The sequence below is a fragment of the Pseudomonas rhodesiae genome (genome assembly GCF_013285305.1).
GTDB lineage: Bacteria > Pseudomonadota > Gammaproteobacteria > Pseudomonadales > Pseudomonadaceae > Aquipseudomonas > Aquipseudomonas rhodesiae.
The window spans coordinates 5093837-5117482 of the sequence record NZ_CP054205.1 but is presented as its reverse complement, the minus strand read 5'-3'; the positions used below and the strand labels follow the sequence as shown (position 1 = coordinate 5117482).

The following is a 23646-nucleotide window of genomic DNA, read 5'->3' as shown; positions in this document are numbered from 1 at the left end:
CTGCGGTTGATGAAAGGGACCGAGGGCAGCGGTTGACCGCCCCCGGCCGGGCCGCCGCGCTAGCTGGTTTTGACCTTGAAACGGCTCAGCCCTTGCTGCATGGCGTTGGCCCGTTCCGACAAGTTCTTGGCCGCCACCGCGCATTGCTGGGAGTTGTGCTGATTTTGCTGAGTCACTTCATCGATCTGCTCCAGGCCGATACTGGCTTGCTGCAGCCCGGAGGCTTGTTCGCTCGACGCCTGATAGATCAAGGACACCAGGCTTGAGACCGCCGTAGTACCACTGACGATATTGCGCAGCGAATCGGCGGTGCGTCCGGCGATGACCATGCCGCGCTGGGTCTTGGTCGACGAGTCGGCGATCAGCGCCGCAGTTTGCTGGGCGGCTTCGGCACTGCGTGCGGCGAGGCTACGCACTTCGTCGGCCACCACGGCAAAACCACGGCCGAGTTCGCCGGCACGTGCCGCTTCAATGGCGGCGTTCAAGGCCAGCAAGTTGGTCTGGGCGGCAATATTGTCGATGGTGGTGATGATGGCCGTGATGTCTTTGCCCGAGTTGTCGATCTCGGCCATGGCGGCGATCAGCTCGCTCATCAGCTGGTCACTTTCCCCCGCGTCCGCGCGTGATGCCTGTGACTGCTCATCGGCCTTTTTGGCATTAGCCGCGTTGTCGGTGGTTTGCGCGGCCATTTGCGTCATGACCGCGCTGATCTCGGTAATGGACGACGCGGAGTTGGCCGCCCCCTCGGACAACGACTGACTCAACTCTGTGACCTGGCCCGAACTGCCGGTGATCTCGGTGGCGCTGACCTGAACCTGGGAGATCAGGTTGTTCAAGTTGCCGACCATTTTCTCCAACGCCTTGCCCAGGGTGTCGTTGGGGGACGACAGGCGAACCTCAAGGTCCAGGTCGCCTTCGGAGATGCGTTCGGCGACTTTTACCTGACGTTGCAGGCTGTCCGACATTTCGTTCAGGGCAAAAGACAACTGCCCGACTTCATCTTCGGATTTCTGAACCAGACGCTGGGAAAAATCCCCAAGACTGATGGTCGCGGCCAGGGTCGCGGCCTCACGGATCGGACCGACGATTTTCGCGGTGGCAAACCACAACACAATCAAGGCCAGCACAGAAATACTGAGCCCGACGCCCACCTGCCAGATGCTGCTGCTCAGCCCGCGGGACTTCAGCTCCTGCTCCAGCGCAATCGCCTGGCTCATCACCACGGCCTTGGGCAAATGGATCAAGATCGCCCAGGGTTTGCCGGTGCGGCCCAGGGTGATCGGCATTTGTACCTCGATCTCCTCGGCGTCCTGATTCATCCGACTGTCACCCTGGCCCTTCTGCACGTTGGCCAAGACCTTTTCCCAGGTGTTGGGTAGCAATGCCTTCAATGGCTGGCCGATCAGTTCGGGGCGTTTACTGTTGGCCACCACCAAGCCTTGATGGCTCAGGATCGTTACCGAACCTTTGCCATCATACAGGTCGGCGGACATTTGCTCACTGAGTTTCTGGATAAACGAAATATCGAAGTCAGCACCGACCACACCGTAGAACTTGCCATTGGCGGTGATGGGCACCGAGAGCGTCGTCAGCCACACGTTTTTGCCTTGGACCACGTAGGGGATCGGGTCCAACACGCTCTCTTTCTGGGTATCGCGGGGGCCGGAGTACCAGCCGCCTTTAAGGACACCGTTGGGGTGACGCGCGTCGGAGTCGTATTCCACCAGCGGTTGCACAGCGATATGGCCGTCCGAGCTGCGGGTCCAATAGGGCGTAAAACGGCCCGTCAGCGGGTTGTTACCACCTTCATTGTTACGAGAGGCTTGATCCTGACCGTCCAGGGCATCCGGCTCCCAGCACGAGTAGGTGCCGTTGAAATCCGAGTTGTCCTTGAGCACGCTGAGCAACATTGTGTTGATTTGCTCCCGGCCCAGAGCGAGCGGGCTCTGCGCACTTTTACTGGCGCTCATGGTGTTGGCCATTGTGCGAGCTGAGTCCAGGGCGTTCTGCAATTTGGCTTGGATGGCATTTGCGCGCGATTCGGCGAGGTTCTGCACTTCGCGGATGGTCGCATTTTCAATCAGCGTTGAAACTTCACGGCCCACGTAAGTTTGATTCGCATTTGAAGAGTACAGCCCATATAAAACCAGGCTGGCGCAAGAGATGAATAAGCAGAGTCCTGCGGTAAAGCAAATTCGAGTCTGCAATGAGTTGAATTTCATGATGTTTCCTGCCTGCGCTGATAGTTGCCAATATCACCGGATACTGGCATTCCAATGTCTTTGTGCACACAAGACTTAAGGCTTAACTATGGGCTGCTTAGGCAGTAGCGCCGATGCTTATCGTTTCATCGGTCAATACTGCATGACAGCAAGCGCTAATCAGTTGGGCTCGTTATCGTCGAGCCACAAGTGTTCGGTATTTTTAAAGCCATAACGTTGCGGCGGCACCCGCGCGATAATGCGATCGGTTTGAGCGGGGTCACTCAAATCGATAACTTTCGGGGTGATATAAATATTAAGTACCGGTAAAAAGAATAACTTGACCTTGGGCGTCAACAGCGAATCAGTATGTTGTTCAATGACCACGCCGATGGTGCCACTTTTCATTTGAACGATAGAGCCCACGGGGTAAATACCGACCGCTTTTAGGAAGGCCCGAAATACTTCATCGTCAAAATGCCCCTGCCACGTAGACATCTGCTGAATGGCCACGGCGGGGTCCCAGCCCTGGTTGTAGGAGCGGTCGGAAGTCACCGCGTCATAGACGTCGCACACTGCGGCCATGCGTGAAAAAACACTGATTTGCTCACCCGCCAGCCCGTGAGGGTAGCCAGTACCGTCGACTCTCTCGTGGTGATGCAGGCATACGTCCACCACCAGGTCGCACACCTGGGCGGTGCCCTGCAGGGTTTTTTCGCCTTCCAGGGGATGGCGGCGGACCACTTGCAATTCATCGCTGCTCAACCGCCCGGGTTTATTAAGAATGGCGTTTGGAATAGCCATCTTGCCGATGTCGTGCAGCAGCCCCGCCAGCCCTGCACGACGAATGAGCGCGGGCGGCAATTTCAGTTGAGTGCCCAGCGCAATCATCAGCGCGCACACCGCCACCGAGTGCATATAGGTGTAATCGTCGATGCTTTTAAGGCGCGCCAGGCTGATAAAGGCGTCGGGGTGGCGGGCGATCGAGCTGGAAATGTCATCCACCAGCGAGGTGATGGACTCAAGCTCCAGCGCACGGCCCATGCGCGCATGGCTGAACATTTCGATGACGGCCGCTTTGGCTCGGGTGCACACCGCCTGGGCGGCGATCAGCTCGTCTTTCATTGAGGTGGGGGAGATGGTCGTGGCTGTGGTGCCGGGGTCGCATGCGGAATTGGGCGACGTGGGCGCACAGCCCGATATGCAGGTATCCAGCGTGCCCTTCCAGAAAGGCCTTGCTTCGCCGACTGGGACCTGATGATAGAGCTCATTACACTTGGTCATGATATGGCCTCTACTGTTTCTTCTTTTTATGTATTGCCGCTCAGCCTCCCTGGCGTGAATGGTGTGGTGGTTGAATGGATCAGTTGGCGTTGGCCGCCTTGATGCGAGTGACGACCCGACCGGCCAAGTCATCCGGGCGGAACTTCGCCAGGAAGTCATCGGCCCCGACTTTCTTGACCATGGCCTGGTTAAACCCGCCCGACAGCGAGGTGTGCAACACAATATGCAACTTCGCCAGGCGCGGATCGCTGCGTACTTCAGCGGTCAGGGTGTAGCCATCCATCTCGGGCATCTCTATGTCCGAGATCATCATCAAAAACTCTTCCTGCGGATCGCGCCCTTCATCGAGCATGGCGCGAAGATAATCCAGGGCCTGACGCCCATCGTTCAGCGCAACCACCTCCACCCCGATGGTTTCCAGGCAACGCGTGACCTGCTTGCGGGCGACCATTGAGTCATCGACCGTGAGCACACGCAGATGCCGTGCCCACTGAGTCACCTGGTGATCCACCACACCGTTGGAAATCTCCTCCGACGTAGGAGAAATTTCTGTCAGCACCTTTTCCACATCGATGATCTCTACCAACCGATCATCCGCGCGGGTCACAGCGGTCAGATAATTGTTATCACCACTGCCCTTGGGCGGAGGATGGATATCCTCCCAATTCAAATTAACAATGTGCTCAACCGCATAAACCAGAAAACCCTGAACGCGATTGTTGTACTCCGTAAGTATGATAAAAGCGCTCTCCTTATCGGTAATACCCGGCAGCCCAGTGGCCATCGCAAGGTCTAGAACGGGGATGGAAGAGCCTCTGATGTTCGCCACGCCACAAATGTTGTTATTAGACTTTGGTAGTACAGATAACTTGGGGCAGCGAATAACCTCGCGCACTTTGAACACATTGATGCCGTATAACTGATGGTCGTTGAACCGGAATAAAAGCAATTCCAGACGGTTTTGCCCGACCAGTTGCGTACGGCTGTTAACGGAAGCCAGAAGACCTGTCATACACACTCCCGATCCGGGTTTGATAGCGATGATGTCGTAATGACATTAGCATAAGTAAGGATATGTGAAATACCTGTGAAATAAAAAACGGGGCGGTGTGGTTGGTTAAAGAGAGGTGTTGTCAGATGGGGTTGAGTTCAGACGGTTGTTTTAAATTAGATAGGTGGCTAGCTTATTAAGTGTGTGGTGAGAATAATTATGAATTGGTAAAGTTGAGAGTGGAGACGGGGAGTCTATTTAAAATGATGACGTCGCGTTGAGTGGGGTTTTACGGGTCTTGATTCTACGCCAAGGCTAGTCATCGTCAGTGAGAATGAAGTCGTTTTTTGCTGTCTTGGTTGCCCTGATTTGGCAGAAGGGAGTGATGGTGAGCATTGGTAGGCATGAGAGCCACCTCTGACAGCGTTTTGGTACTCCCAAAGCTTGGGATACCAAAACGCATGGAAGTCAAAAGGCCTCTGCGGAAGCCAAAGGCCCTGAAACCCTTGATTTCACTGGATTTCAGGCACAAAAAAAGACGTCCGTGGGCGTTTTTAGTGCCGGGGTAAGTTGAATTGGCTAAGTAGGCTGTTGATTTGTTGAGTGAATTTCAGCTTGATTTTTTGGTTGGAATACCAATTGGAATACCGTTTAAATCGCGACGAGCTTTCTTGATGCCTCGCAAGCCCGCTGGACTGACCTCGATTCAGGGCACTCACTGCCTTGCGAGGTTGTACGCGTTCTTTTGGTCGTTACAACTCAGACGAAAGGTGTGGTGACCCGTTATCATGCGGGCAATCTTCGCCTGAACCTCTATGGTCGGGTTTTTCAATTTTTACCACGCAATTCATCTGCGTCGAATGTAGGAAGTAGTCCATGACGGTTCAAAAGGGTGCCGACCAGACCGCCAGCAGTCTTGCTGAAGAAGCGCTCAATCAGGCACGTGCTCGTTTTTCGTCGAGCGAAAGTCCTATCACCCCAGAGCCCGAGTCGGTAAAGAGGAAGCCTGGGCGCAAGGCCACAGCTCCGCAAACCAGTAATACCCTGCAGGACCTGCAAAAAACTCTGTGGGCTACTGCAGATAAGATGCGCGCCAATATGGACGCTGCTGAGTACAAACACATCGTTCTCGGCCTGATCTTCCTCAAGTACATCTCTGACAGTTTCGCTGGCCGCCGTGCCGAGCTGGAGCGTCGTTTTGCTGAGGACAGTGACGACTACTATCTGGGCGGCGACGATCCCGAGCTATTAGCCGGTGAGCTGGAAGAGCGCGACTACTACAAAGAAGTGAACGTATTCTGGGTGCCGGAGACGGCGCGCTGGGAGTCCATACGGGCCCACGCCAAGCAAGTCGACATCGGCAAACGCATCGACGAGGCGCTTGCCGCCATCGAAGCGGAAAACCCGTCGCTGAAAAATATCCTTGATAAACGCTATGCCCGTGTTCAGCTTCCGGATGGCAAGCTGGGTGAGCTGGTCGATATGATTTCCATTATTGGGTTCGGGGGCGATGCTCACCTTGCCCGCGACCTGCTCGGCCAAGTCTATGAATACTTCCTCGGCCAATTCGCCAGTGCCGAAGGTAAGCGCGGTGGACAGTTCTACACCCCGGCGAGCATCGTCAAGACCCTGGTGGCCGTGCTCAACCCCCATCACGGAAAGGTCTACGACCCCTGCTGCGGCTCGGGCGGCATGTTCGTGCAGTCGGAAAAATTCATCGAAGCCCACGGCGGAAAGCTGGGGGACGTCTCGATCTATGGCCAGGAATCCAATCCGACCACTTGGCGTCTGGCGGCGATGAACCTGGCTATTCGTGGCATCGATTTCAATCTTGGCAAGGAGCCAGCTGACAGCTTTATCCGTAATCAGCACAGCGATTTGCGCGCCGATTTCGTCTTAGCCAACCCACCGTTCAACATCAGTGACTGGTGGCACGGTAGCCTCGATGGAGATCCGCGCTGGGTCTATGGCACGCCGCCGCAAGGCAATGCTAACTACGCCTGGCTGCAGCACATGCTTTTTCACCTCAAGCCCAGCGGTCGTGCCGGCATTGTGTTGGCCAACGGATCAATGAGCTCTAGCCAGAACAGCGAAGGTGACATCCGCAAAGCGATGGTCGAGGCTGACGTGGTCGAGGTGATGGTCGCCTTGCCCGGGCAATTATTTTTCAACACGCAAATCCCAGCCTGCCTGTGGTTTTTGGCCAAGCAAAAAACTAAGCGGCCTGGCGAGGTGTTGTTTATCGATGCACGCAAGCTCGGTAGCAACGTTAGTCGGGTGCAGATCGAACTGCTCGATAGCGACATCGAGCGCATTGCGCAGACCGTGGCCAACTGGCGCGGGGTGCCGCTGGAGGTCGGTGGCGAAGTTACCGAATACGCCGACGTGGCCGGCTTTTGTCGCAGCGTCACCCTCGCCGAGATCGCCGAGCATGGGCATGTGTTGACCCCGGGCCGCTATGTCGGAGCCGAAGCAGTGGAAGATGACGACGAAGCCTTTGCCGAGAAGATGCAGAACCTCATCGCACTGCTAGGCGAGCAGATGGCCAAAGGCACGGTGCTCGATCAGTTGATCAGGCAGAAGCTGGGAGGGCTCGGCTATGAGCTCTGAGTGGCAGACGGTAGCAATTGGCTCTCTATGTCTTGGGATTTTTGACGGCCCTCACGCCACCCCGAAAAAGACCTCTAGTGGCCCGATATTTCTTGGGATTTCATCGCTAAACAATGGGCAATTGGATCTCTCCACGACGGAGCATCTGTCAGAGGATGATTTCGTAAAATGGACGAAGCGTGTTGTTCCTCAGGCTGGTGACATCGTCTTTTCTTATGAGACCCGAATTGGGCAAGTTGCTGTAATTCCGGAAGGTTTACGTTGCTGCTTAGGACGCCGCATGGCACTCATGCGGGTGGATCCATCCAAGATTATTTCTGACTATCTTTTATATGCTTATCTTAGTCCAGAATTCCAAGAGACCCTTCGGAAGCGAACAGTCCACGGAAGTACAGTTGATCGAATCTCTCTTATTGAATTCGGCTCCTTTCCTATATCAGTTCCGCCTTTGGACGTGCAGAAAGAGGTTGTCGGAACACTACGTGCTTTAGACGACCGTATCACCCTGCTCCGTGAAACCAATGCCACCCTGGAAGCCATCGCCCAGGCGCTCTTCAAATCCTGGTTTGTCGATTTCGACCCGGTGCGGGCCAAGGCCGAAGGACTTGAACCGGAAGGCATGGATGCGGCGACTTCGGCGTTGTTTCCGGATAGCTTTGCAGATTCCGAGCTGGGGTTGGTACCGATGGGCTGGAAGGTTGCGAGGTTGGGAGACGTGACCAAACGTATTACCAAGGGAACAACCCCAACCACGTTAAAGCGTCCTTTCGTGGAAAGCGGGATCAACTTCGTCAAGGCTGAATCATTGACGGATGATGGGCAATTTTTACCTGATAAATTTGCATATATAGATGATGAAACCCATCAGTTGTTGTCTAGGTCTCAACTAAAGGCTGGGGACGTACTCATAACCATTGCTGGGACAATTGGTCGAGTTGCGGTGATGACAGATGATTTTATCCCGGCCAATACTAATCAGGCAGTTGCTTTGGTACGCCCTGAATTTAATGGTTTTCCTTCCGTTTTTATTAGCCATTTTTTACGACTCACTGGTTCAAAGGCGCAGATGGGCGAAAAAGTCGTCCAAGCGGTTCAGGCTAATTTGAGCCTTGGATCCTTATCTAATATGAGGCTGGTTATACCTCCAGCAGATGTTGTGAAAAAGCTGCATGAGGTTGTATTTGGAGTTGTTGAAAGTAACAAAAACGCGAATCAGCGGCGCATCAGAACCCTCACCCAGCTTCGTGACATCCTACTGCCACGCCTGATCTCTGGTCAGTTGCGCTTGCCAGAGGCCGAGGCACAGATCGAAGCGGTGTGTGCATGAGCCCATCGAAGACTCCGGTGCTCCCCGAAGGCTACGCCGAATGGCTAGCGCAACTCAAAGGCGATATTGCCCAGGCCCGGCAGCGTGCGGCGCTGGCCGCCAATGCCGAGCTGGTGCAGCTGTATCACCGCCTCGGCGGCGAAATCCGTCAACGTCAGCAACTCCAGGGTTGGGGGGCCAAAGTCATTGAGCGATTGGCGCGCGACCTTTCCGATGCCTTTCCCGATATCCGTGGTTTTTCCAGCCGTAACCTCAAGTACATGGCGTTTTTTGCCCAGCATTGCCCTAATGCTCTATTTGGGCAGCAGCCTGCTGCCCAATTGCCCTGGTTCCATGTGGTAACCCTGCTGACCAAGCTGGCCAGCCCTGCCGAGCGTGAGTGGTACGCGCAGCAAACCGTCTTGCTCGGGTGGTCACGCAGCACGCTGGAGCAGAATATCAAGAACCGCTTGCAGCAGCGCCAGGGCGCGGCAGTCACTAACTTTGTTGCACGTTTACCGGCTGCTGAGTCGGCGTTGGCTCACGAAACCCTGAAAGATCCCTACCTGTTCGACTTTCTCGGCTTGGGCGACGATGCTCATGAGCGTGATATTGAGGATGGATTGATCCGCCATATCACCCGTTTCTTGCTGGAGCTAGGCGCAGGCTTTGCTTTCGTCGGCCGCCAGTTTCGCCTGGATGTGGGCGGTGATGAGTTCTTCATTGATTTGCTGTTCTACCACACCCGCCTCAAGTGTTATGTGGTGGTAGAGCTCAAAGCAACGGCTTTCAAACCCGAACACGCTGGCCAGTTGAATTTCTATCTGGCGGCCGTGGATGCGCAGATTAAAGCTGAGGATGACAAACCTACCATCGGCCTGCTGCTGTGCAAACAGCAAAACCGCTTGGTGGCCGAGTACGCTTTGTCGGGCATCGAAAAACCCATCGGCGTTGCCGAATACCAATTGCTGCGCGACTTGCCCGAAACCCTGGGCCGAAATCTGCCGAGCATTGCCGAGATTGAGGCCGAATTGGCCGGTGATCTGAACACAGGAAGTGAGTTGGAATGACCGAAGACCAATTGGAGCAGGAGACCCTCGGCTGGCTGGCAGAGGTGGGGTACGCCCATTTGTATGGGCCGAATATCGCTCATGATGGTGAGCAACCCGAGCGTGAAAGCTATCGCCAGGTGGTGCTGGCTGAGCGCCTGCGCAATGTTATGACGAGGCTTAATCCAAAGGTTCCAATAGCTGCACGTGAAGATGCGTTAAAGCAGGTGCTAGAGTTGGGACTGCCGGTGCAGTTGTCGGCTAACCGCTTGTTCCATCGCCTGCTGGTCGGCGGTGTACCCGTGCAGTATCAAAAAGACGGTGAAACCCGAGGCGACTTCGTTCGCCTGATCGATTGGGCTGATGTGAAAGCCAATGACTGGGTGGCGGTCAATCAGTTCAGTATCCAGGGGCCGAAACACACTCGGCGTCCGGACATCATCTTGTTTGTTAACGGGCTGCCGTTGGTATTGCTCGAACTGAAAAACCCTGCAGATGTGAAGGCTGATCTGGGTAAAGCCTTTGATCAAATCCAGACCTATAAAGAGCAGATTCCGGACCTGTTCCAATACAACGAAGTCCTGGTGATTTCCGATGGTAGTGAGGCCCGTATGGGGTCGTTGTCGGCAGATCTTGAGCGCTTTATGAATTGGCGCACTATCGACGGCCAGGATCTCGACCCATTGGGGCAATTCAATGAGCTGGAGACATTGGTACGTGGTGCTCTGGCACCCGAGATGGTGCTCGACTACCTGCGTTACTTCGTATTGTTCGAAGATGACGGCCGGCTGGTAAAGAAAATCGCCGGCTATCACCAATTCCACGCCGTTCGCGCTGCCATTCAGCAGGTAGTGACGGCATCGCGTCCCGGCGGTAGTCATAAGGGCGGGGTGGTCTGGCATACGCAAGGTTCGGGCAAAAGCATCACCATGACGTGTTTTGCGGCTCGGGTGATGCAGGAAGCGGCGATGGAAAACCCAACCATTGTGGTGATCACTGACCGCAACGATTTGGATGGTCAGTTATTCGGGGTGTTCTCATTGTCCCAGGATTTGCTGCGTGAGCAACCCGTCCAGGTGGAATCACGTGGGGACTTGCGTGCGAAACTGGCCAACCGTCCTAGTGGCGGTATTGTGTTCGCGACCATCCAGAAGTTTATGCCTGGAGTCGATGAAGACAGCTTCCCGGTATTGTCCTTGCGGCCAAACATTGTTGTTATCGCCGATGAAGCTCATCGCACTCAATATGGTTTTAACGCTGAGCTGAAAGTGCCTACTGGGCTTCAAGTTGCCGAGAGCAAAGCCCGTTATCAGGTTGGTTTTGCTCATCATTTGCGTAACGCGCTGCCGAACGCCACTTTTGTCGCTTTTACTGGTACTCCAGTATCCGGTGAGGACCGCGACACGCGCTCGGTTTTTGGTGAGTACATTCACGTCTATGACATGCAGCAGGCCACTGAAGATGGGGCGACCGTCGCCATCTACTATGAATCGCGCTTGGCCAAACTGTCTCTGAAAGAGAGCGAGCTACCTACGATCGACGATCAGGTCGACGAGTTGGCAGAAGATGAAGAAGACGACCAGCAGTCGCGACTGAAAAGCCGTTGGGCCGCGTTGGAAAAGGTCGTCGGGGCAGAACCACGGATTCGGAGCATTGCGTCGGATCTGATCACACACTTTGAGGCCCGTAATCTGGGTCTGGCCAGTATGGAGCAGATGCCCGGCAAAGCCATGGTGGTCGCCATGAGTCGCGAGATCTGTGTGCACCTGTACAACGAGATCATCGCTCGGCGTCCGGAGTGGCACGACGAGGATCCGGAGAAAGGTGCAATCAAGATCGTGATGACGGGCAGCGCATCGGATAAGGCCTTGCTGCGACCGCATATCTATTCTGGGCAGGTCAAAAAGCGCTTGGAGAAGCGTTTCAAAGATCCACTGGATCCCCTCAAACTCGTGATTGTCCGCGATATGTGGCTGACCGGGTTTGACGCACCGTGCGTCCATACCTTGTACGTGGACAAACCTATGAAGGGCCACAACCTGATGCAAGCCATTGCCCGGGTTAACCGTGTCTTCAAGGACAAACAGGGTGGCCTGGTGGTGGACTACATCGGCATTGCCAATGAACTTAAGGCCGCGCTGAAGGAGTACACCGGCAGCAAAGGTAAAGGCCGGCCGACGGTGGATGCCTACGAGGCTTATTCGGTATTAGAGGAGAAACTCGACGTTTTACGCAGCCTGCTACATGGCTTCGATTACGGTGACTTCCTCACGGGAGGACACAAACTACTGGCCGGCGCAGCTAACCATATCCTGGGAATGGAAGATGGCAAAAAGCGGTTTGCTGATAACGCGTTGGCCATGGGTAAGGCATTTACTTTGTGCTGCACGCTGGATGAGGCCAAAGCTGTTCGCGAAGAGGTGGCGTTCTTTCAGGCTATTAAGGTCATTCTGATCAAGCGCGAAGTCAGTCAGCAGAAAAAAACCGACGAAGAGCGCGAGCTAGCTATTCGACAGATCATCGGTAATGCAGTGGTCTCTGGTGATGTTGTGGATATTTTCGAGGCGGTGGGCCTTGAAAAACCTAACATCGGCTTGCTCGATGACGCGTTTCTCGCAGAGGTGCGCAACCTTCCAGAAAGAAACCTGGCAGTGGAGCTTCTGGAGCGATTGCTCGAAGGCGAAATCAAAAGCCGTTACAGCTCTAACCTGACTCAAGAGAAGAAATTCTCTGAGTTGTTGGGCAACGTCATCAAACGCTACCAGAACCGCTCCATTGAAACGGCGCAGGTCATTGAAGAACTGATTGAAATGGCCAAAAAGTTCGCCCAGGCCAGCAAGCGCGGTGACGTGCTTGGGCTGAACGATGATGAGTTGGCGTTTTACGATGCTTTGGCGACTAACGAGGCTTCTGTGCGGGAGTTGGGCGATGAAATCCTGGCGAAAATCGCCCATGAGCTGACTGCCAGTCTGCGGGCTAATGTGAGTGTCGACTGGAGTAGTCGTGAAAGCGTTAGGGCTAAGCTGCGGATCCTGGTGCGGCGGATTTTGCGTAAATACAAGTATCCACCGGATAAGGCTGAGGATGCGGCGCAGATGATTCTCGACCAGGCAGCAATGCTATGTGAAGGTTGGTTGTAGAAACAGTCCTTTCCTTATCACAGATCAAAGGGTGATAAGGAAAGGGCCGCAGATTGTCAATCTATCCAATGAATACGCTGTATTTTTGCTCAGGATACGTTAAGACCCCGTCCTCAAGCACGGATACAAACATATGATGTAGCCCTAGATAGGAGGCTCCTTCCCAGCGTTTAGCAAAATAGAGGCCGTTATCGCGCTGTATTGCTTTGACGAGCGTTTCATGATTCCCTTTGTCGTTAGCAATCCCGGCCTGTTTTCCATTGTTCTCTACACGAAAATTTACTTCTATATTGTTAGATGAAGTAATTGGCCTGAAGAGCGCTTTGAATTCTATGCCTTGATGCAATGGCACAGACCGCGAGCATTTGTAGTAGTGTTCATCTGATTGTATGCCTTCCTCTCGCTTTATTGTACTGGATATTTTTATCGGGTAATTATCGTCCTCGGGATACGGAAGTAATGCGCTGTATTTATCCTGAGAAAGAACATACTGGCGGTAGTTCATCGGCCGACCGTCAGCGTCTCTGTAATTCGGGGAGACATAAGGTAATGTTATTTTCTCACCTGCACTTATGGCGCGCCTCACTTCCACGACTTCATCGTGTAGGTCTAGAAGATCAACAACTGATTGTCCAAGCATGACTCGATTTCGAGGAGCACTCTGCTGCAGTTTTGCTGCAACGTCGACATGGAAAGAGGTTGCTGTTACCTCCGATACACCAGCGTAACCATACATTCCCCATAGAACTTGTTCGTGAGTTCCGTAGTCTATGCCGACTCGAATCCCGACATCCTCAGCTAAGCCGCGTTCGCGTAGCTTTGGAACCACTTCCTCGCGGATATATTGAACAAGGACGGCGCCACAGTTGATAGCATCAATTGCGCTGTTATTCGTATTCCCTTCGCCTCTAAAAAATGCGAGGACGGCATCTCCCATTATGCGATGGACGTGGCCGTCGAATGCAAGTACGCATTCAATAGCACATTTTATAATTTGATTTTTAAAGTAAAAAACCATTTCCGGTGAATAGTATACCCCTAGTCGGGTTGAACCTTGTATGTCAACGAATAGTGATGTTACAAAGCCCTTCTGCCATTCGCCTGATTCGACTAAATGGTCGAAGTCTGGATGTCCGCCAATTACAGCGTTTTTTATACCAGGTTTTCCATAAAGTTTGCGTATATTGTTTTGAATGCCGTAATCATGTATTTGCTCTACTGACTCAAGTGATACTGATTCTGTCACCATTTTCGGTGATTGTGTAGAGTCGAAAGTGCGAGCTGATTTTGTGAGTGTGGGATCCATTTCAAAGGAGCCAAATATTTTATTCATCCGTGACATATATAATATCCTGCGACTTCAAGTGTTTGAATTAAACCAAAGGCAAGCAGAGCTACAAGGTTCCATTTGGTTAGGTTTGCTGCCTTGGAAATTATTTTAAATTTTAAATTAGTTATAACGGCAACTTCATGGACCTGAATTGACAAGTCACGCTCAAGCTCGTCGGCGCTTTTTACCTTGACGGAGTTCGCAAATTCAGAAGCGGTGAAGTTTTTGGCAATAGAGCCAAAGAAAAATATTGAATGAGGCTCAGTCCCCCTGGGGCCAGTGCTGGCACTTGTTAAATTGGGCCAGATGCTTTTGATTACGTAGTAGATACTTAATAGCGAAAGAAGCGTTATTAATGTTAGGATGGAAATTAATAAGTATAGATAATGGCTTTCCTTTTGAATGAAGCTGTCTGCCTTGAGAACAACGCCGCCGAATATTGCTGCGTTTAGAGTCGTTAATAACCCACTTTTGAAATTCACTGTCCCAATGTATGCGTCAAATCTTTTTAGGCTGTCCCAAAGGCTAGACATCCGAAGCTTTTGCTCATCGCTGACCTTTCCTCGCTCCTCGGAGGCCTTCAACTCAGGGGTATCCATTTTAAAGCATCTCCAATAACGATAGGTGACATCATCCTAGCATCACATCGTGCAAACGATCGCTTCCTAACCGTGTTGCGCGTTAATACATCCCGCTCAGCACCTAATCGTTTCTCGATTAACAGAGCGGTGAGTCGATAGTGATATCGAGTGGCGTCCGAGCGGTTCTTCAGATGCTGAGTGAAAAACCATCGCATGTGCTTGAGTTGCCAGCGCCAAGGATTGTCTCGCTGCCATCGTTGTTGAATGGCGGCTTGCATGATTCGGGCTTGCCGTAGATGTCGTTGTTGCGTGGCTGTCGAGCCGGTCAATGCGCCGCTCAGGAACAGCGCCATATCGAAGGGCTTGGTCATGTCCGACCTCCTGTATAGGTCGAAACCACATCGACCCGGTTATGCCCGAGCTCAGCACTGATCCGTTGTCGTGCCCATCGATCAAGGTCGTGATCCATACGATAACAGTGACCACCATTGACCGGGGCGTCGTGGCCGGTGAGTTGCTCGTAACGTTTACAGGCATAGGCAGCTCGCAACTCATGAAACCCCTTCACCCCCTGCCTCTGTAGTAATTCGCGAGCGGGCCGCACCGTCTGCTGCAGGAAAGTCGCATAGCTTTCGCCTTGGGCCAGCAAGTTGCGGCTGCTGGCCGGTGAGGCGTGACAAGCCATTTGCAATGCCGCCTTCACCTCTTCATCGGCCGCTATCCATCGCTGCGCAGAGGCCCCTGACCGGCCGCCTTTGGTCCCATCCTGAATATTGATGCGGCCTAAGTGTTTAGCCTCACGTTGCAAACGTGGCAGGTCAGCCAGGATTGCTTCGCGCAAGCGCATGCCGGTTGCTCGGGCTAAGCAGACGATCGCAGCGACGCGGTAGTGTTGCTGCTCACGAAGCGCTTCAATCACTCGACTCAGTTGTTGGTGGTCTTGGCCATCCGGTGCTCGGATGCGCACGCTTGATCGCTGCATGCCGAGTGCCTTACTCGGGCTGGCGATTTTCACGTACTGATCACCGCGTAGTGCTGCGAGGGTACGGTTTACGCTACTCAGGCGGTTCTGCGCGGTGGCGATGCAGATTTCACCTTGTTGGATTTGCTGACGCAGGTGTGTGGCGTAGCTGTGCAAGGTACTGCGATCTATCTGGCGGGCATCGTTGTAACCGGGGCCATCTGTTGACCGACACCACTTCACAAACGCCTGCCAGCGATCACTGTGTGCTTTGACCGTCGCGAAGTGGCCGCCGGCAAACATATCTTTCAGCGCTTGTGGGCCGGCATAGCTGAGCTGACGGCCGTAGCCAAAGTTTCGGCCATCACGCCGGCCGACCAATGCCATCGGCTTCACCGTTTTCCGTGTCTTGCAGAAAGCGCAGCACCGCTTTCCAGTGGGCGCTGATCTTGTCCGTCTGATGCCAATGTGTGGGACGAATAATCAGGGCGTTTTGCTGATGCCGGAGCATTGCTCCCTCTTCGCGCAGTTGGTGGATCAGTTGGCCGATGTCGACAGGCCCTAAGGCGGGTGTGGCGACAACGGCGACAGTGGCGACAACCCTTGTAGTTGCTGCTCTGAAGCTTGGCGACAAGGCTGCGACGGAAGTGGCGACACTCCGCAACGCAGGTCGTGTCTGATGCTGCGCCTGGTAACGGCGCACCGCGTCATTGAGGCGGAACATGGCGCACCTCGAAGGTCTTTCCGTCAGGAGAGTCCAGCCAGCTATGTGAGATCAATTCGACCAGCAGCGTAATTGTGTGGTGACTGCTTTTGCGGGCAAAGCGGGGGCCATTGCGGTTGAGGTCGCGGACGGTAAATTGGGTCCAGCCTTTTTGCGTTAGCCAGCGCAATAGTCGATCCGCCTCTTCGCGTAAACTGTTGATGGGCTCCTGCTCCGTCAGGCGCTGGATTTCCGCCAGGTAGTAATCCATTAGCGTCGAGGCGCGCTGGATATGGGTTTCGTCCACTGCATGCGCGTCTTCAATCACCGCCAATACCCCAGCGATACGCAGCACATTGGCGGCTGCTTTTCCGGCTACGGACTGAATGCCGGACAGCTCGCCAAATTCACCAGATTGGCATTCGATGGTGTCGTGAATATCGATCCAGGCAGTACGCGCGCTGGGTGTCAGTTCCAGCCTGTCAGGGTTAAGTGAGCCATCCTTGTGCAACGACATCGGCTTATCCAGCAGAGCGGTGATGCGTGCTTGGTAACACAGGGTTTTGGCATCTCGCGTTAGGTCGACTGCCTTGTACAAGCGCCGCCCCACAAGGCGTTCGGGCCAACTGATAAGGCAGCGGCCAAGGATGCCTTGGCCATTGATCATCCGGTCTGTGAGTAGCTGGTTGGCCAGGTAAGGTTGCAGCATCAGATGCAGACTGAGTCGACGATCATAAGCTCGCAAGCTTTCGCCAGGCATGGAGCGCGCCCGGTCGATGGGGCTGCCATCCCAGAGCGCTGAAAGGGTGGTGATGGCCTTGAGTTGGTTCTCTTTGCTCATCGTGCTGCTGCCTAAAAACTGTCCGCCCTCATCGTTGAATAACCCCATGCTGGGCAAGCCCTGGCATAGGTTTTTGATCAGCGCCTCAATGGTGGGCTCGGCGATGATCAACCTAGGCGGCACGGGGTCGGATAACTCACGAGCGTCGTGCTTTCCTCGAATGGCAGCGCGATTGGCTTTCAGTTGCTCCAAGTACAGCGTCCACTGCCGGCGCTCCCACTCACGCGCAGCCGCCAGCGCAAGATGATCCACTGCGCTTTTCCGATCACCCGACGATGCCACCGTCAGCATGTACAGGGACAACGGATAAACACGGCCATCGAGATGCACATTGGCGTGCGACTGGGTCACCAGGGCGGCAGTGGCCAACACCGATTGCGCAGCCATGGCGCAGGGCACGCCGATCACCTCGGCCATGCGTTCGACGGCTGGCCCCAATATCTGTCCCAACGCTTCTACCGGATACGCCAGCGGCTCGGGCCGGTATTCCAGCAGCGGCTGTGGCAGGTCGAACGCTTCGCACAATTGCATCGTCATTCTCCTGGTGCTTCGAAATCTTCCCTCACTCTTCCCGCCATGTTTGCTGAGTGTTATCAGGGATCAAGGCCCCTGCAGCCTGTGAGGGTTGTCCACTAACGCGGGACGGGCGGCTCTTTACGACCGGGAGCTTGGGCATCTCATGATCTGGCCTCCTGAGCACTTCGACTGAAGTGGGCGGGTGGAGGCTGCGTTGGCTGACGAGACCAGCGCCGCGAGATCCTGAGTCTGTTGCAGGCAGTGATGCGATGACCAGGGCGTGCCTGACTGTCAGTCAGGTGCAGTCCATTCCGTGGGCTGCGGCACCATCATCTGCATTGCTGCTGCGGGTGACATCGGGGTTTGTCACGCCGATTGTCACAGTGACAAACGCTGCAATGTGTTGCCCGGCAAGGGCTGCGGCAGTGGTTTCGGCGCCCGTCTCTTTCCTGGAGAAAGAGACGGGCGTGGGCTGCCGCATTTGCACTGTGGATAAGTTGGCTTCGATCACGTTGGGCGTGACTGCGCGCCTAATTGGAAGCGAGCGCGCATGGCTGGGACCACCACTGTAGGGCGTAGCTTTAAAGATCCCTGGCTACCTGGGCAATGCTGTCGATGACAGCGCTCTACGGCTCTGGTGTAGCGCGTGCTCGGAGGGTGGTCAACCGTGTATGGGGTGGGGTTTTTAGGCGATGGATGTGTATGGAAGACGGTGGCTTTGAATGGACAGTGGGCCGTTCGTCGGTTTTTAAAGTGAGCCCCTGAGGACGGGAAGGCAAAGCCTTCCTGCCCTCAGGGGCTGGGCCTTAAAAGCTTGTGGGCGATGCAGATGGTGGCGACGGTCGCCGCTTTGTCGCCATGCGCAGGACCGCTAAATAAGTGGGTTGTCGCCAGTGTCGCCGCTGTCGCCAGTAGGAACTGATTAACGAAACGGGATGACGTTCCCGTTTTTGTTTTCATGAATGGCCGTCACCGACAAATTGCCGGTGGCGGCTTTTTGAATGTAGTCGCTCCACCAAGTCATCATCGGGCGTCTTCGCTCGATGTAGTCCGCTCGGTTGTACGCGCTTCGGACTTCGTCTTTGTCGACATGGGCGAGTGCGACTTCAATCAACTCCGGGTCCCATCCATGTTCGTTGAGGATGGTGCTGGCCATTGATCGCAGGCCGTGGCTGACCAGCCGATCCTGAAAACCCATACGTTTTAACGCCATGTTCGCGGTTTGGCTGTTGGCGTGAGTACGCGGATTTCGGTCTGCCGGAAACACATGTTCCCGGTGGCCGCTATAGGGTTTGAGTGTCTCCAGCAGCGCGAGTGTCTGGTCGCTCAGGGGGATGGGGTGCGCTCGGCGTTTTTTCATGCGCTCCTTTGGGATGGTCCAGATGCGTTTCTCGAAATCAATTTCTGCCCAGGCCGTTCCGGCAGCCTCGGCAGGGCGGGTCATGGTGTGCAGTTGCCATTCGATGAGGCAGCGGGTGATGCGTTTAATGCTGGCGTTGGCAATCGCCAACATGAGGTCGGGTAGTTCTTCGGGGGGAAGTGCCGGCATGTTTTCTTTTTGCGGCTTTTTGAAGGCTGCCCGAATGCCGCTGAGCGGGTTCGCGAAGATCAGTCCGCAGTTGACGCCGTAGGCCATGATTTCGTTGAGACGTTGGGAAAGTCGCTTGACCGTCTCCAGGCTGCCTTTGGCCTCGATCGGGCGTAGGAGCTTGATGATCATGGGGGCGGTGATGTCTGCGAGGGGTGTGGCTTTGAGGCAGGGGAAAACATGCAGCGTGAGTGAGCGCCAGATGTCTTCGGCGTAGGCCGTTGTGACGGAGTGTTTTTTCAGTTCGAACCAGGCGGTGGCCACCTTCTCGAATGTGTGTTCGGTTTTTGCCAGCTTGGCCTGCCTTAGCTCATCGCGGTAAGCTTTGGGGTCGATGCCTTGCGCCAGCAGTTCGCGTGCCTCAGCTGCTTTCTTTCTGGCATTCGCCAACGAGAGGGCTGGGTAAGGGCCGAGCGCCATGTTGAGGCGGCTTTTGGTTACCGGCTCGCGGTAGTTAAAGTTCCAGATCATCGAGCCACTGGCTCTGACCCTGAGTTGAAGGCCGTCGCCGTCAGTGAGAACGAAGTCTTTTCCTGTTGCCTTGACTGCCTTGAGTTGGCGGTCTGATAGGCGGGTTGCATTAGTAGGCATGAGAGCTACCTCCGACACCGTTTTGGTATCCCAAAAATAGCACCGGTGGGTCCGGGATACCAAATGGGATACCAAAACGCCTGGAACTCAAAATTCTTCTACGGAAGCCAGTAGCCCTGAACCCCTTGATTTACCTGGATTTCAGGCACAAAAAAAGACGTCCGTGGACGTCTTTAGATGATGAAGTGGTGGAGCCGGGGGGATTTGAACCCCCGTCCGCCAGTACTCCGCTGTCGGTACTACATGCGTAGCCGTGTCTATTAAGTTAACCCTTGGCGACCCGACGGGCAGGGTGCTTTGGGCGAGTTGTGTAAGTTTTAGCCGCTTCGTCCACAACGTACTGCACGGCGATTCTGTTCTATATGACAATCATTTTGGGTTTACAGACATCCCCTGATGATTGCTGGGCCCGAAGGCACCAGGAGTGCATGTCAGCTGCAATTAAGCAGCGAGAGCAGCACCGTGTTGGTCGTCATTGGCAACTATAAGAAGTTGCAACAGTGGATTTACGAGTTCTGTTACCAACTCGGCATGCACCTAAAGTTTCGCAACCGGCGTCGAATCCTAAACGGCCCCGAGCTTGTAACTCTTTGTTTCTTAGTGAGTGACAAGCCTGTGCAGTGTACGCCAAACCGTCACGGAAGGCCAACCCGAAGGTTGGCCTTAACGCTTACTCGCCACCTTTCTCGCTGTTTTGCAGGTCTTGCAGCGTCTTGGAGGTGATCTCGATGCACTTCTTGTCATCACCTGCAGCGTGTGCTGCTTTGGCTTGAGCCACGGCCGTGTCGACTTCGCCACTTTTGCCACTGGTATCGGTGGCGAGCAGCGCTTTCCCGTTATTGATTTTGTCCAGGTTGATCTGGCACAGGTCTTTGTCACCGGCGGCGAAGGCGGGAGAGGCCAGCATCGCAGCAGTCATGAACAAGCCAGCTAGAGCGGAACGCTTCATCGGGTATCTCCTTGCGCAAAAGGGCTCGACGCTGCTGGCGTTCGACGGCTGCCAGCGACATCAGTGAGGGCCTCGCTTGTCGAGGCCTATTCAGCTGACTACGCCGACGCGCAGGGGTTCTGTTTTTTTGCGGCGTTAATGGGCGCGGGCCTGGGTGACCCGGTCCACCAGGTAAACCAGCCCGTGATAATCGATGCCGCCATGTTGGCTCAGGCCGATCTCGCAGGTGCGGCTGGTGGAAATACCTTCGCTGCAAAATTGCACCGCGTCCTTGAGTGAGCGCAGTGAATGGGCATTGAGTTCAGGCGTGGTAAAGCCTTTGTCACCGGCAAAACCACAGCAATGAATGCCTTCCGGGATGATCACGGTGTTGGCGCAACGTCGGGCCAGTTCAATCAGCGCCTGGCTTTCGCCCAGGTGTTGGGTGCTGCAGGTGACGTGCACCGCGATCGGTGCTTCCTGCGGTGTGAAGTCCAGTCGATCCATCAGATGGGTGCGGATAAACCGCACCGGGTCATAGAGGTCCAAGCGGGTTTCGCCCAGGTCTTGCACCAGGCGCAGGGTGCAGGGGCTGGTGTCGCAGTAGATGGGGTCCAGGCCGCCGCGACTGGCGTGGAGCAGGGCGCCGATCAGTTCCTGGCGTTTGTGTTCGGCCTGTTCGGCGTAACCTTTTGAAGCGAATGGCTGACCGCAGCACAGGTTGTCTTGATTCTCTGGGATAACCACTTGGTACCCGGCTTTTTCCAGTAGGCCACGGGTTTTGTCGTACAGCGACATCTGCTCTTTATCGCCGGCAGCCGGGCCCATTGCCCGCGACACGCAGGCCGCCAGGTAGACCACGCGGGGCCGCTCGTCAGTTACAGGAGGGCTGAAGCGAATGGCTTTTTCCGGCTGGGGCATGGCGTTGGTCCACTGAGGGATTTGCCCTTTCGACAAACGGGTTGCTGTGGCAGACAGCTTGGCCAGGCGCGGCGCGCCCAGTAGCATGCGGGCGCCATTCGCCACATGCAGGGTAAAGCGCGCACCTTGCAACGCAGTGGAGAAATGGGTGGCCAGCCATTCGGCCGTTTTCGTACGGTCGGCGTTCCTGGCGCGCAGTTTTTTCACCAAGTCGCCGGTATTGATTCCCACAGGGCAGCGCTGGGCGCAGAGACCGGTAGCGGCGCAGGTGTCGATGCCTTGGTAGTGGTAAGCCGCTTCCAGTTCGGTGGTATCAACCCCGGCGCGTTTTTTGGCTTGGATATCGCGCCAGATCACGATGCGTTGGCGCGGGCTCAGTGTCAGCCCTTTGGATGGGCAGACCGGCTCGCAGAATCCGCACTCGATGCATTTATCCACCAACTCATCGGCGGCGGGCAGCGGCTTGAGGTGCTTTAGGTGGATCTGCGGGTCTTCGCTGAGCACCACGTCCGGGTTGAGAATGCCGTTGGGATCGAGCAGGCGCTTGAGTTGCCACATCAACTGATAGGCATCGCTGCCCCATTCCAGCTCGACGAATGGGGCCATATTACGCCCGGTGCCGTGTTCGGCCTTGAGCGAACCGCCGAACTCCACTGCAACCAGCTGCGCGACGTCATCCATGAACGCTTGATAGCGTGTGACTTCCTCACTGCTGTTGAAGCCTTGAGTGAACACGAAGTGCAGATTGCCTTCCAGCGCGTGTCCGAAAAGGATCGCTTCGTCGTAGTGATGTTTGTCGAACAGTTCGATCAGGCGGTTTACGCCGATAGCCAATTGCTCGACCGGGAAGGTCACGTCTTCGATGATCACCGTAGTACCGGTCTTGCGTACGGCGCCGACGGCGGGGAAGGTGTCTTTACGAATGGCCCACAGGCGGGCGTTTTCCACGGGGTCTTCGGTGAAATCGACCTGCTTCTCCACAGGAAAACCGGCCAGGGACGCCATGATCAGTGCCAGTTGTTCCTGCAGTAGCGAGGAAGTCGCCGCGCGGGATTCGATCAGCAATGCGCAGGCATTTTCCGATAGGTGTTGTACGAACGCGGGCATGCCGGGTTTGTTCTGCACCGAACGCATGCTACGGCGGTCCAGTAGCTCTACGGCCGAGACTGGCTGAGTTTTCAGCACGGTGACGGCGTTGCAACAGGTCTCCACATCCGGGAACACAATCAATGCCGACGCCTTGTTCGGATGATCGACCACGGTGTTGTAGGTCACTGCGCTGATGAAACCCAGCGTACCCTCGGAGCCCACCAGCAGGTGGCTGAGAATTTCCAGCGGGTCGTCAAAGTCCACCAAGGCGTTAAGTGACAGGCCGGTAGTATTTTTCAGACGGTATTTGTGGCGAATTTTTGCCGCCAACTCGGTATTTGCCCGCGTCTCGCGCCCCAGTGTTGCCAGGCGCTCCAGCAGTGCGCCATGTTGCGTGCGAAAAGCGCTGACGCTGACAGGGTCTTCCGTATCCAGACGGCTACCGTCGGCCAACACCAAGCGTATGCCCGCCAGGGTGTGGTAAGTGTTCTGCGCGGTGCCGCAGCACATACCGCTGGCATTGTTGGCAACAATGCCGCCGATCTTGCAAGCGTTGATGGATGCCGGGTCCGGACCGATCTTGCGCCCGAACGGCGCGAGCCAGGCGTTGGCCTGCGCGCCGATCACGCCGGGCTGCAAACGGATCTGCGTGCCTTGGCCACGAATTTCGCGGTCGTTCCAGTTGTCGCCCAGTACGATCAGCACCGAGTCGCTGATCGCTTGCCCGGACAGGCTGGTGCCGGCGGCGCGAAAAGTAACGGGTACATGGTCGCGCTGGGCCCATTGCAGCAGCGTCACGACTTCGTCTTCGGACTCTACACGGATCACTAGTTGTGGGATCAATCGGTAAAAGCTGGCGTCGGTTCCGAACGCGAGGGTGGACAGCGGGTCGTCGAAGCGTCGGTTTGGTGGGATCAGCTGTGCGACGTCATTAAGGAAAGCGGCAGGCAGACTCATTCGTCCTCCAGAAATAGCGGACGCCGGAATAGTTACCCGGCGTCGGTTCTTACCCTATT

Annotated in this window: 15 protein-coding genes, 1 other RNA gene and 1 pseudogene; 4 read left to right on the top strand and 13 right to left on the bottom strand. The window is 55.2% G+C overall.

The window, feature by feature from the left end:
- Positions 1-59 precede the first annotated feature (59 nt).
- The 3 genes from HRH33_RS23150 to HRH33_RS23140 all read right to left on the bottom strand — a co-directional run bounded on the left by HRH33_RS23150 (position 60) and on the right by HRH33_RS23140 (position 4497).
- Positions 60-2222, bottom strand: coding sequence for a methyl-accepting chemotaxis protein (locus HRH33_RS23150; protein WP_167417877.1), 2163 nt, complete (start codon positions 2220-2222; stop codon positions 60-62).
- A 159-nt stretch (positions 2223-2381) separates the two neighbouring features.
- Positions 2382-3485, bottom strand: a complete 1104-nt coding sequence (locus HRH33_RS23145) for an HD-GYP domain-containing protein (protein ID WP_167417878.1) — start codon at positions 3483-3485, stop codon at positions 2382-2384.
- 79 nt (positions 3486-3564) lie between these two features.
- On the bottom strand, positions 3565-4497 hold the full coding sequence (locus HRH33_RS23140; protein WP_034139357.1) for a chemotaxis protein CheV: 933 nt from the start codon (positions 4495-4497) through the stop codon (positions 3565-3567).
- Positions 4498-5352: 855 nt separating this feature from the next.
- Here HRH33_RS23140 and HRH33_RS23135 point away from each other — a divergent pair.
- Genes HRH33_RS23135 through HRH33_RS23120 form a run of 4 tightly spaced genes read left to right on the top strand, consistent with a single transcriptional unit; the run spans position 5353 to position 12581 of the window.
- The gene (locus HRH33_RS23135; protein WP_173603560.1) at positions 5353-7086 is read left to right on the top strand and encodes a class I SAM-dependent DNA methyltransferase; all 1734 of its coding nucleotides are present in this window, start codon (positions 5353-5355) and stop codon (positions 7084-7086) included.
- Positions 7076-8413, top strand: a complete 1338-nt coding sequence (locus tag HRH33_RS23130; protein WP_173603559.1) for a restriction endonuclease subunit S — start codon at positions 7076-7078, stop codon at positions 8411-8413. Before HRH33_RS23135 ends, HRH33_RS23130 begins: the two co-directional genes overlap by 11 nt.
- Positions 8410-9462, top strand: a complete 1053-nt coding sequence (locus tag HRH33_RS23125) for a PDDEXK nuclease domain-containing protein (RefSeq protein ID WP_173603558.1) — start codon at positions 8410-8412, stop codon at positions 9460-9462. The genes HRH33_RS23130 and HRH33_RS23125 overlap by 4 nt, the downstream gene beginning before the upstream one ends.
- Positions 9459-12581: a type I restriction endonuclease subunit R gene (locus HRH33_RS23120; protein ID WP_173603557.1), complete on the top strand. Its 3123-nt coding sequence runs from the start codon at positions 9459-9461 to the stop codon at positions 12579-12581. The genes HRH33_RS23125 and HRH33_RS23120 overlap by 4 nt, the downstream gene beginning before the upstream one ends.
- A 61-nt stretch (positions 12582-12642) precedes the next feature.
- Here HRH33_RS23120 and HRH33_RS23115 read toward each other — a convergent pair whose 3' ends face one another.
- The 10 genes and pseudogenes from HRH33_RS23115 to HRH33_RS23070 form a co-directional block, all read right to left on the bottom strand.
- Positions 12643-13923 carry an adenylate/guanylate cyclase domain-containing protein gene (locus HRH33_RS23115; RefSeq protein WP_163011502.1) on the bottom strand — a complete coding sequence of 427 codons (1281 nt, stop codon included), beginning with the start codon at positions 13921-13923 and terminating at the stop codon, positions 12643-12645.
- Positions 13911-14510, bottom strand: a complete 600-nt coding sequence (locus HRH33_RS23110; protein WP_173603556.1) for a Pycsar system effector family protein — start codon at positions 14508-14510, stop codon at positions 13911-13913. Before HRH33_RS23110 ends, HRH33_RS23115 begins: the two co-directional genes overlap by 13 nt.
- An 83-nt stretch (positions 14511-14593) precedes the next feature.
- Positions 14594-14863 (bottom strand): annotated as a pseudogene (locus tag HRH33_RS23105) (hypothetical protein); the annotation flags it as partial.
- Positions 14860-15840, bottom strand: a complete 981-nt coding sequence (locus HRH33_RS23100) for an integrase domain-containing protein (protein ID WP_173603555.1) — start codon at positions 15838-15840, stop codon at positions 14860-14862. The gene HRH33_RS23100 and the pseudogene HRH33_RS23105, both read right to left, overlap by 4 nt.
- The gene (locus HRH33_RS23095) at positions 15818-16177 is read right to left on the bottom strand and encodes a hypothetical protein (RefSeq protein WP_173603341.1); all 360 of its coding nucleotides are present in this window, start codon (positions 16175-16177) and stop codon (positions 15818-15820) included. Before HRH33_RS23095 ends, HRH33_RS23100 begins: the two co-directional genes overlap by 23 nt.
- Entirely contained in the window at positions 16161-17528 is a 1368-nt protein-coding gene (locus tag HRH33_RS23090; RefSeq protein ID WP_173603554.1) for a YfjI family protein, read from the bottom strand. Before HRH33_RS23090 ends, HRH33_RS23095 begins: the two co-directional genes overlap by 17 nt.
- 907 nt (positions 17529-18435) lie before the next feature.
- Positions 18436-19692, bottom strand: a complete 1257-nt coding sequence (locus tag HRH33_RS23085; RefSeq protein WP_173603553.1) for an integrase domain-containing protein — start codon at positions 19690-19692, stop codon at positions 18436-18438.
- A 186-nt stretch (positions 19693-19878) separates the two neighbouring features.
- Positions 19879-20268: a transfer-messenger RNA gene (ssrA, locus tag HRH33_RS23080) on the bottom strand.
- A gap of 94 nt (positions 20269-20362) precedes the next feature.
- On the bottom strand, positions 20363-20641 hold the full coding sequence (locus HRH33_RS23075; protein ID WP_034139332.1) for a hypothetical protein: 279 nt from the start codon (positions 20639-20641) through the stop codon (positions 20363-20365).
- 135 nt (positions 20642-20776) lie between these two features.
- Positions 20777-23587 (bottom strand): FAD-binding and (Fe-S)-binding domain-containing protein, encoded by a 2811-nt coding sequence (locus HRH33_RS23070; RefSeq protein ID WP_167417883.1) that lies wholly within the window; start codon positions 23585-23587, stop codon positions 20777-20779.
- Positions 23588-23646: the final 59 nt, after the last annotated feature.

Coding starts and splice junctions, on each gene's coding strand:
- HRH33_RS23120 (WP_173603557.1), top strand. CDS start 9,459: ATGACCGAAGACCAATTGGAGCAGGAGACCCTCGGCTGGCTGGCAGAG.
- HRH33_RS23070 (WP_167417883.1), bottom strand. CDS start 23,587: ATGAGTCTGCCTGCCGCTTTCCTTAATGACGTCGCACAGCTGATCCCA.
- HRH33_RS23090 (WP_173603554.1), bottom strand. CDS start 17,528: ATGCAATTGTGCGAAGCGTTCGACCTGCCACAGCCGCTGCTGGAATAC.
- HRH33_RS23095 (WP_173603341.1), bottom strand. CDS start 16,177: ATGTTCCGCCTCAATGACGCGGTGCGCCGTTACCAGGCGCAGCATCAG.
- HRH33_RS23115 (WP_163011502.1), bottom strand. CDS start 13,923: ATGTCACGGATGAATAAAATATTTGGCTCCTTTGAAATGGATCCCACA.
- HRH33_RS23150 (WP_167417877.1), bottom strand. CDS start 2,222: ATGAAATTCAACTCATTGCAGACTCGAATTTGCTTTACCGCAGGACTC.
- HRH33_RS23085 (WP_173603553.1), bottom strand. CDS start 19,692: ATGCCTACTAATGCAACCCGCCTATCAGACCGCCAACTCAAGGCAGTC.
- HRH33_RS23145 (WP_167417878.1), bottom strand. CDS start 3,485: ATGACCAAGTGTAATGAGCTCTATCATCAGGTCCCAGTCGGCGAAGCA.
- HRH33_RS23140 (WP_034139357.1), bottom strand. CDS start 4,497: ATGACAGGTCTTCTGGCTTCCGTTAACAGCCGTACGCAACTGGTCGGG.
- HRH33_RS23125 (WP_173603558.1), top strand. CDS start 8,410: ATGAGCCCATCGAAGACTCCGGTGCTCCCCGAAGGCTACGCCGAATGG.
- HRH33_RS23110 (WP_173603556.1), bottom strand. CDS start 14,510: ATGGATACCCCTGAGTTGAAGGCCTCCGAGGAGCGAGGAAAGGTCAGC.
- HRH33_RS23135 (WP_173603560.1), top strand. CDS start 5,353: ATGACGGTTCAAAAGGGTGCCGACCAGACCGCCAGCAGTCTTGCTGAA.
- HRH33_RS23100 (WP_173603555.1), bottom strand. CDS start 15,840: ATGGCATTGGTCGGCCGGCGTGATGGCCGAAACTTTGGCTACGGCCGT.
- HRH33_RS23130 (WP_173603559.1), top strand. CDS start 7,076: ATGAGCTCTGAGTGGCAGACGGTAGCAATTGGCTCTCTATGTCTTGGG.
- HRH33_RS23075 (WP_034139332.1), bottom strand. CDS start 20,641: ATGAAGCGTTCCGCTCTAGCTGGCTTGTTCATGACTGCTGCGATGCTG.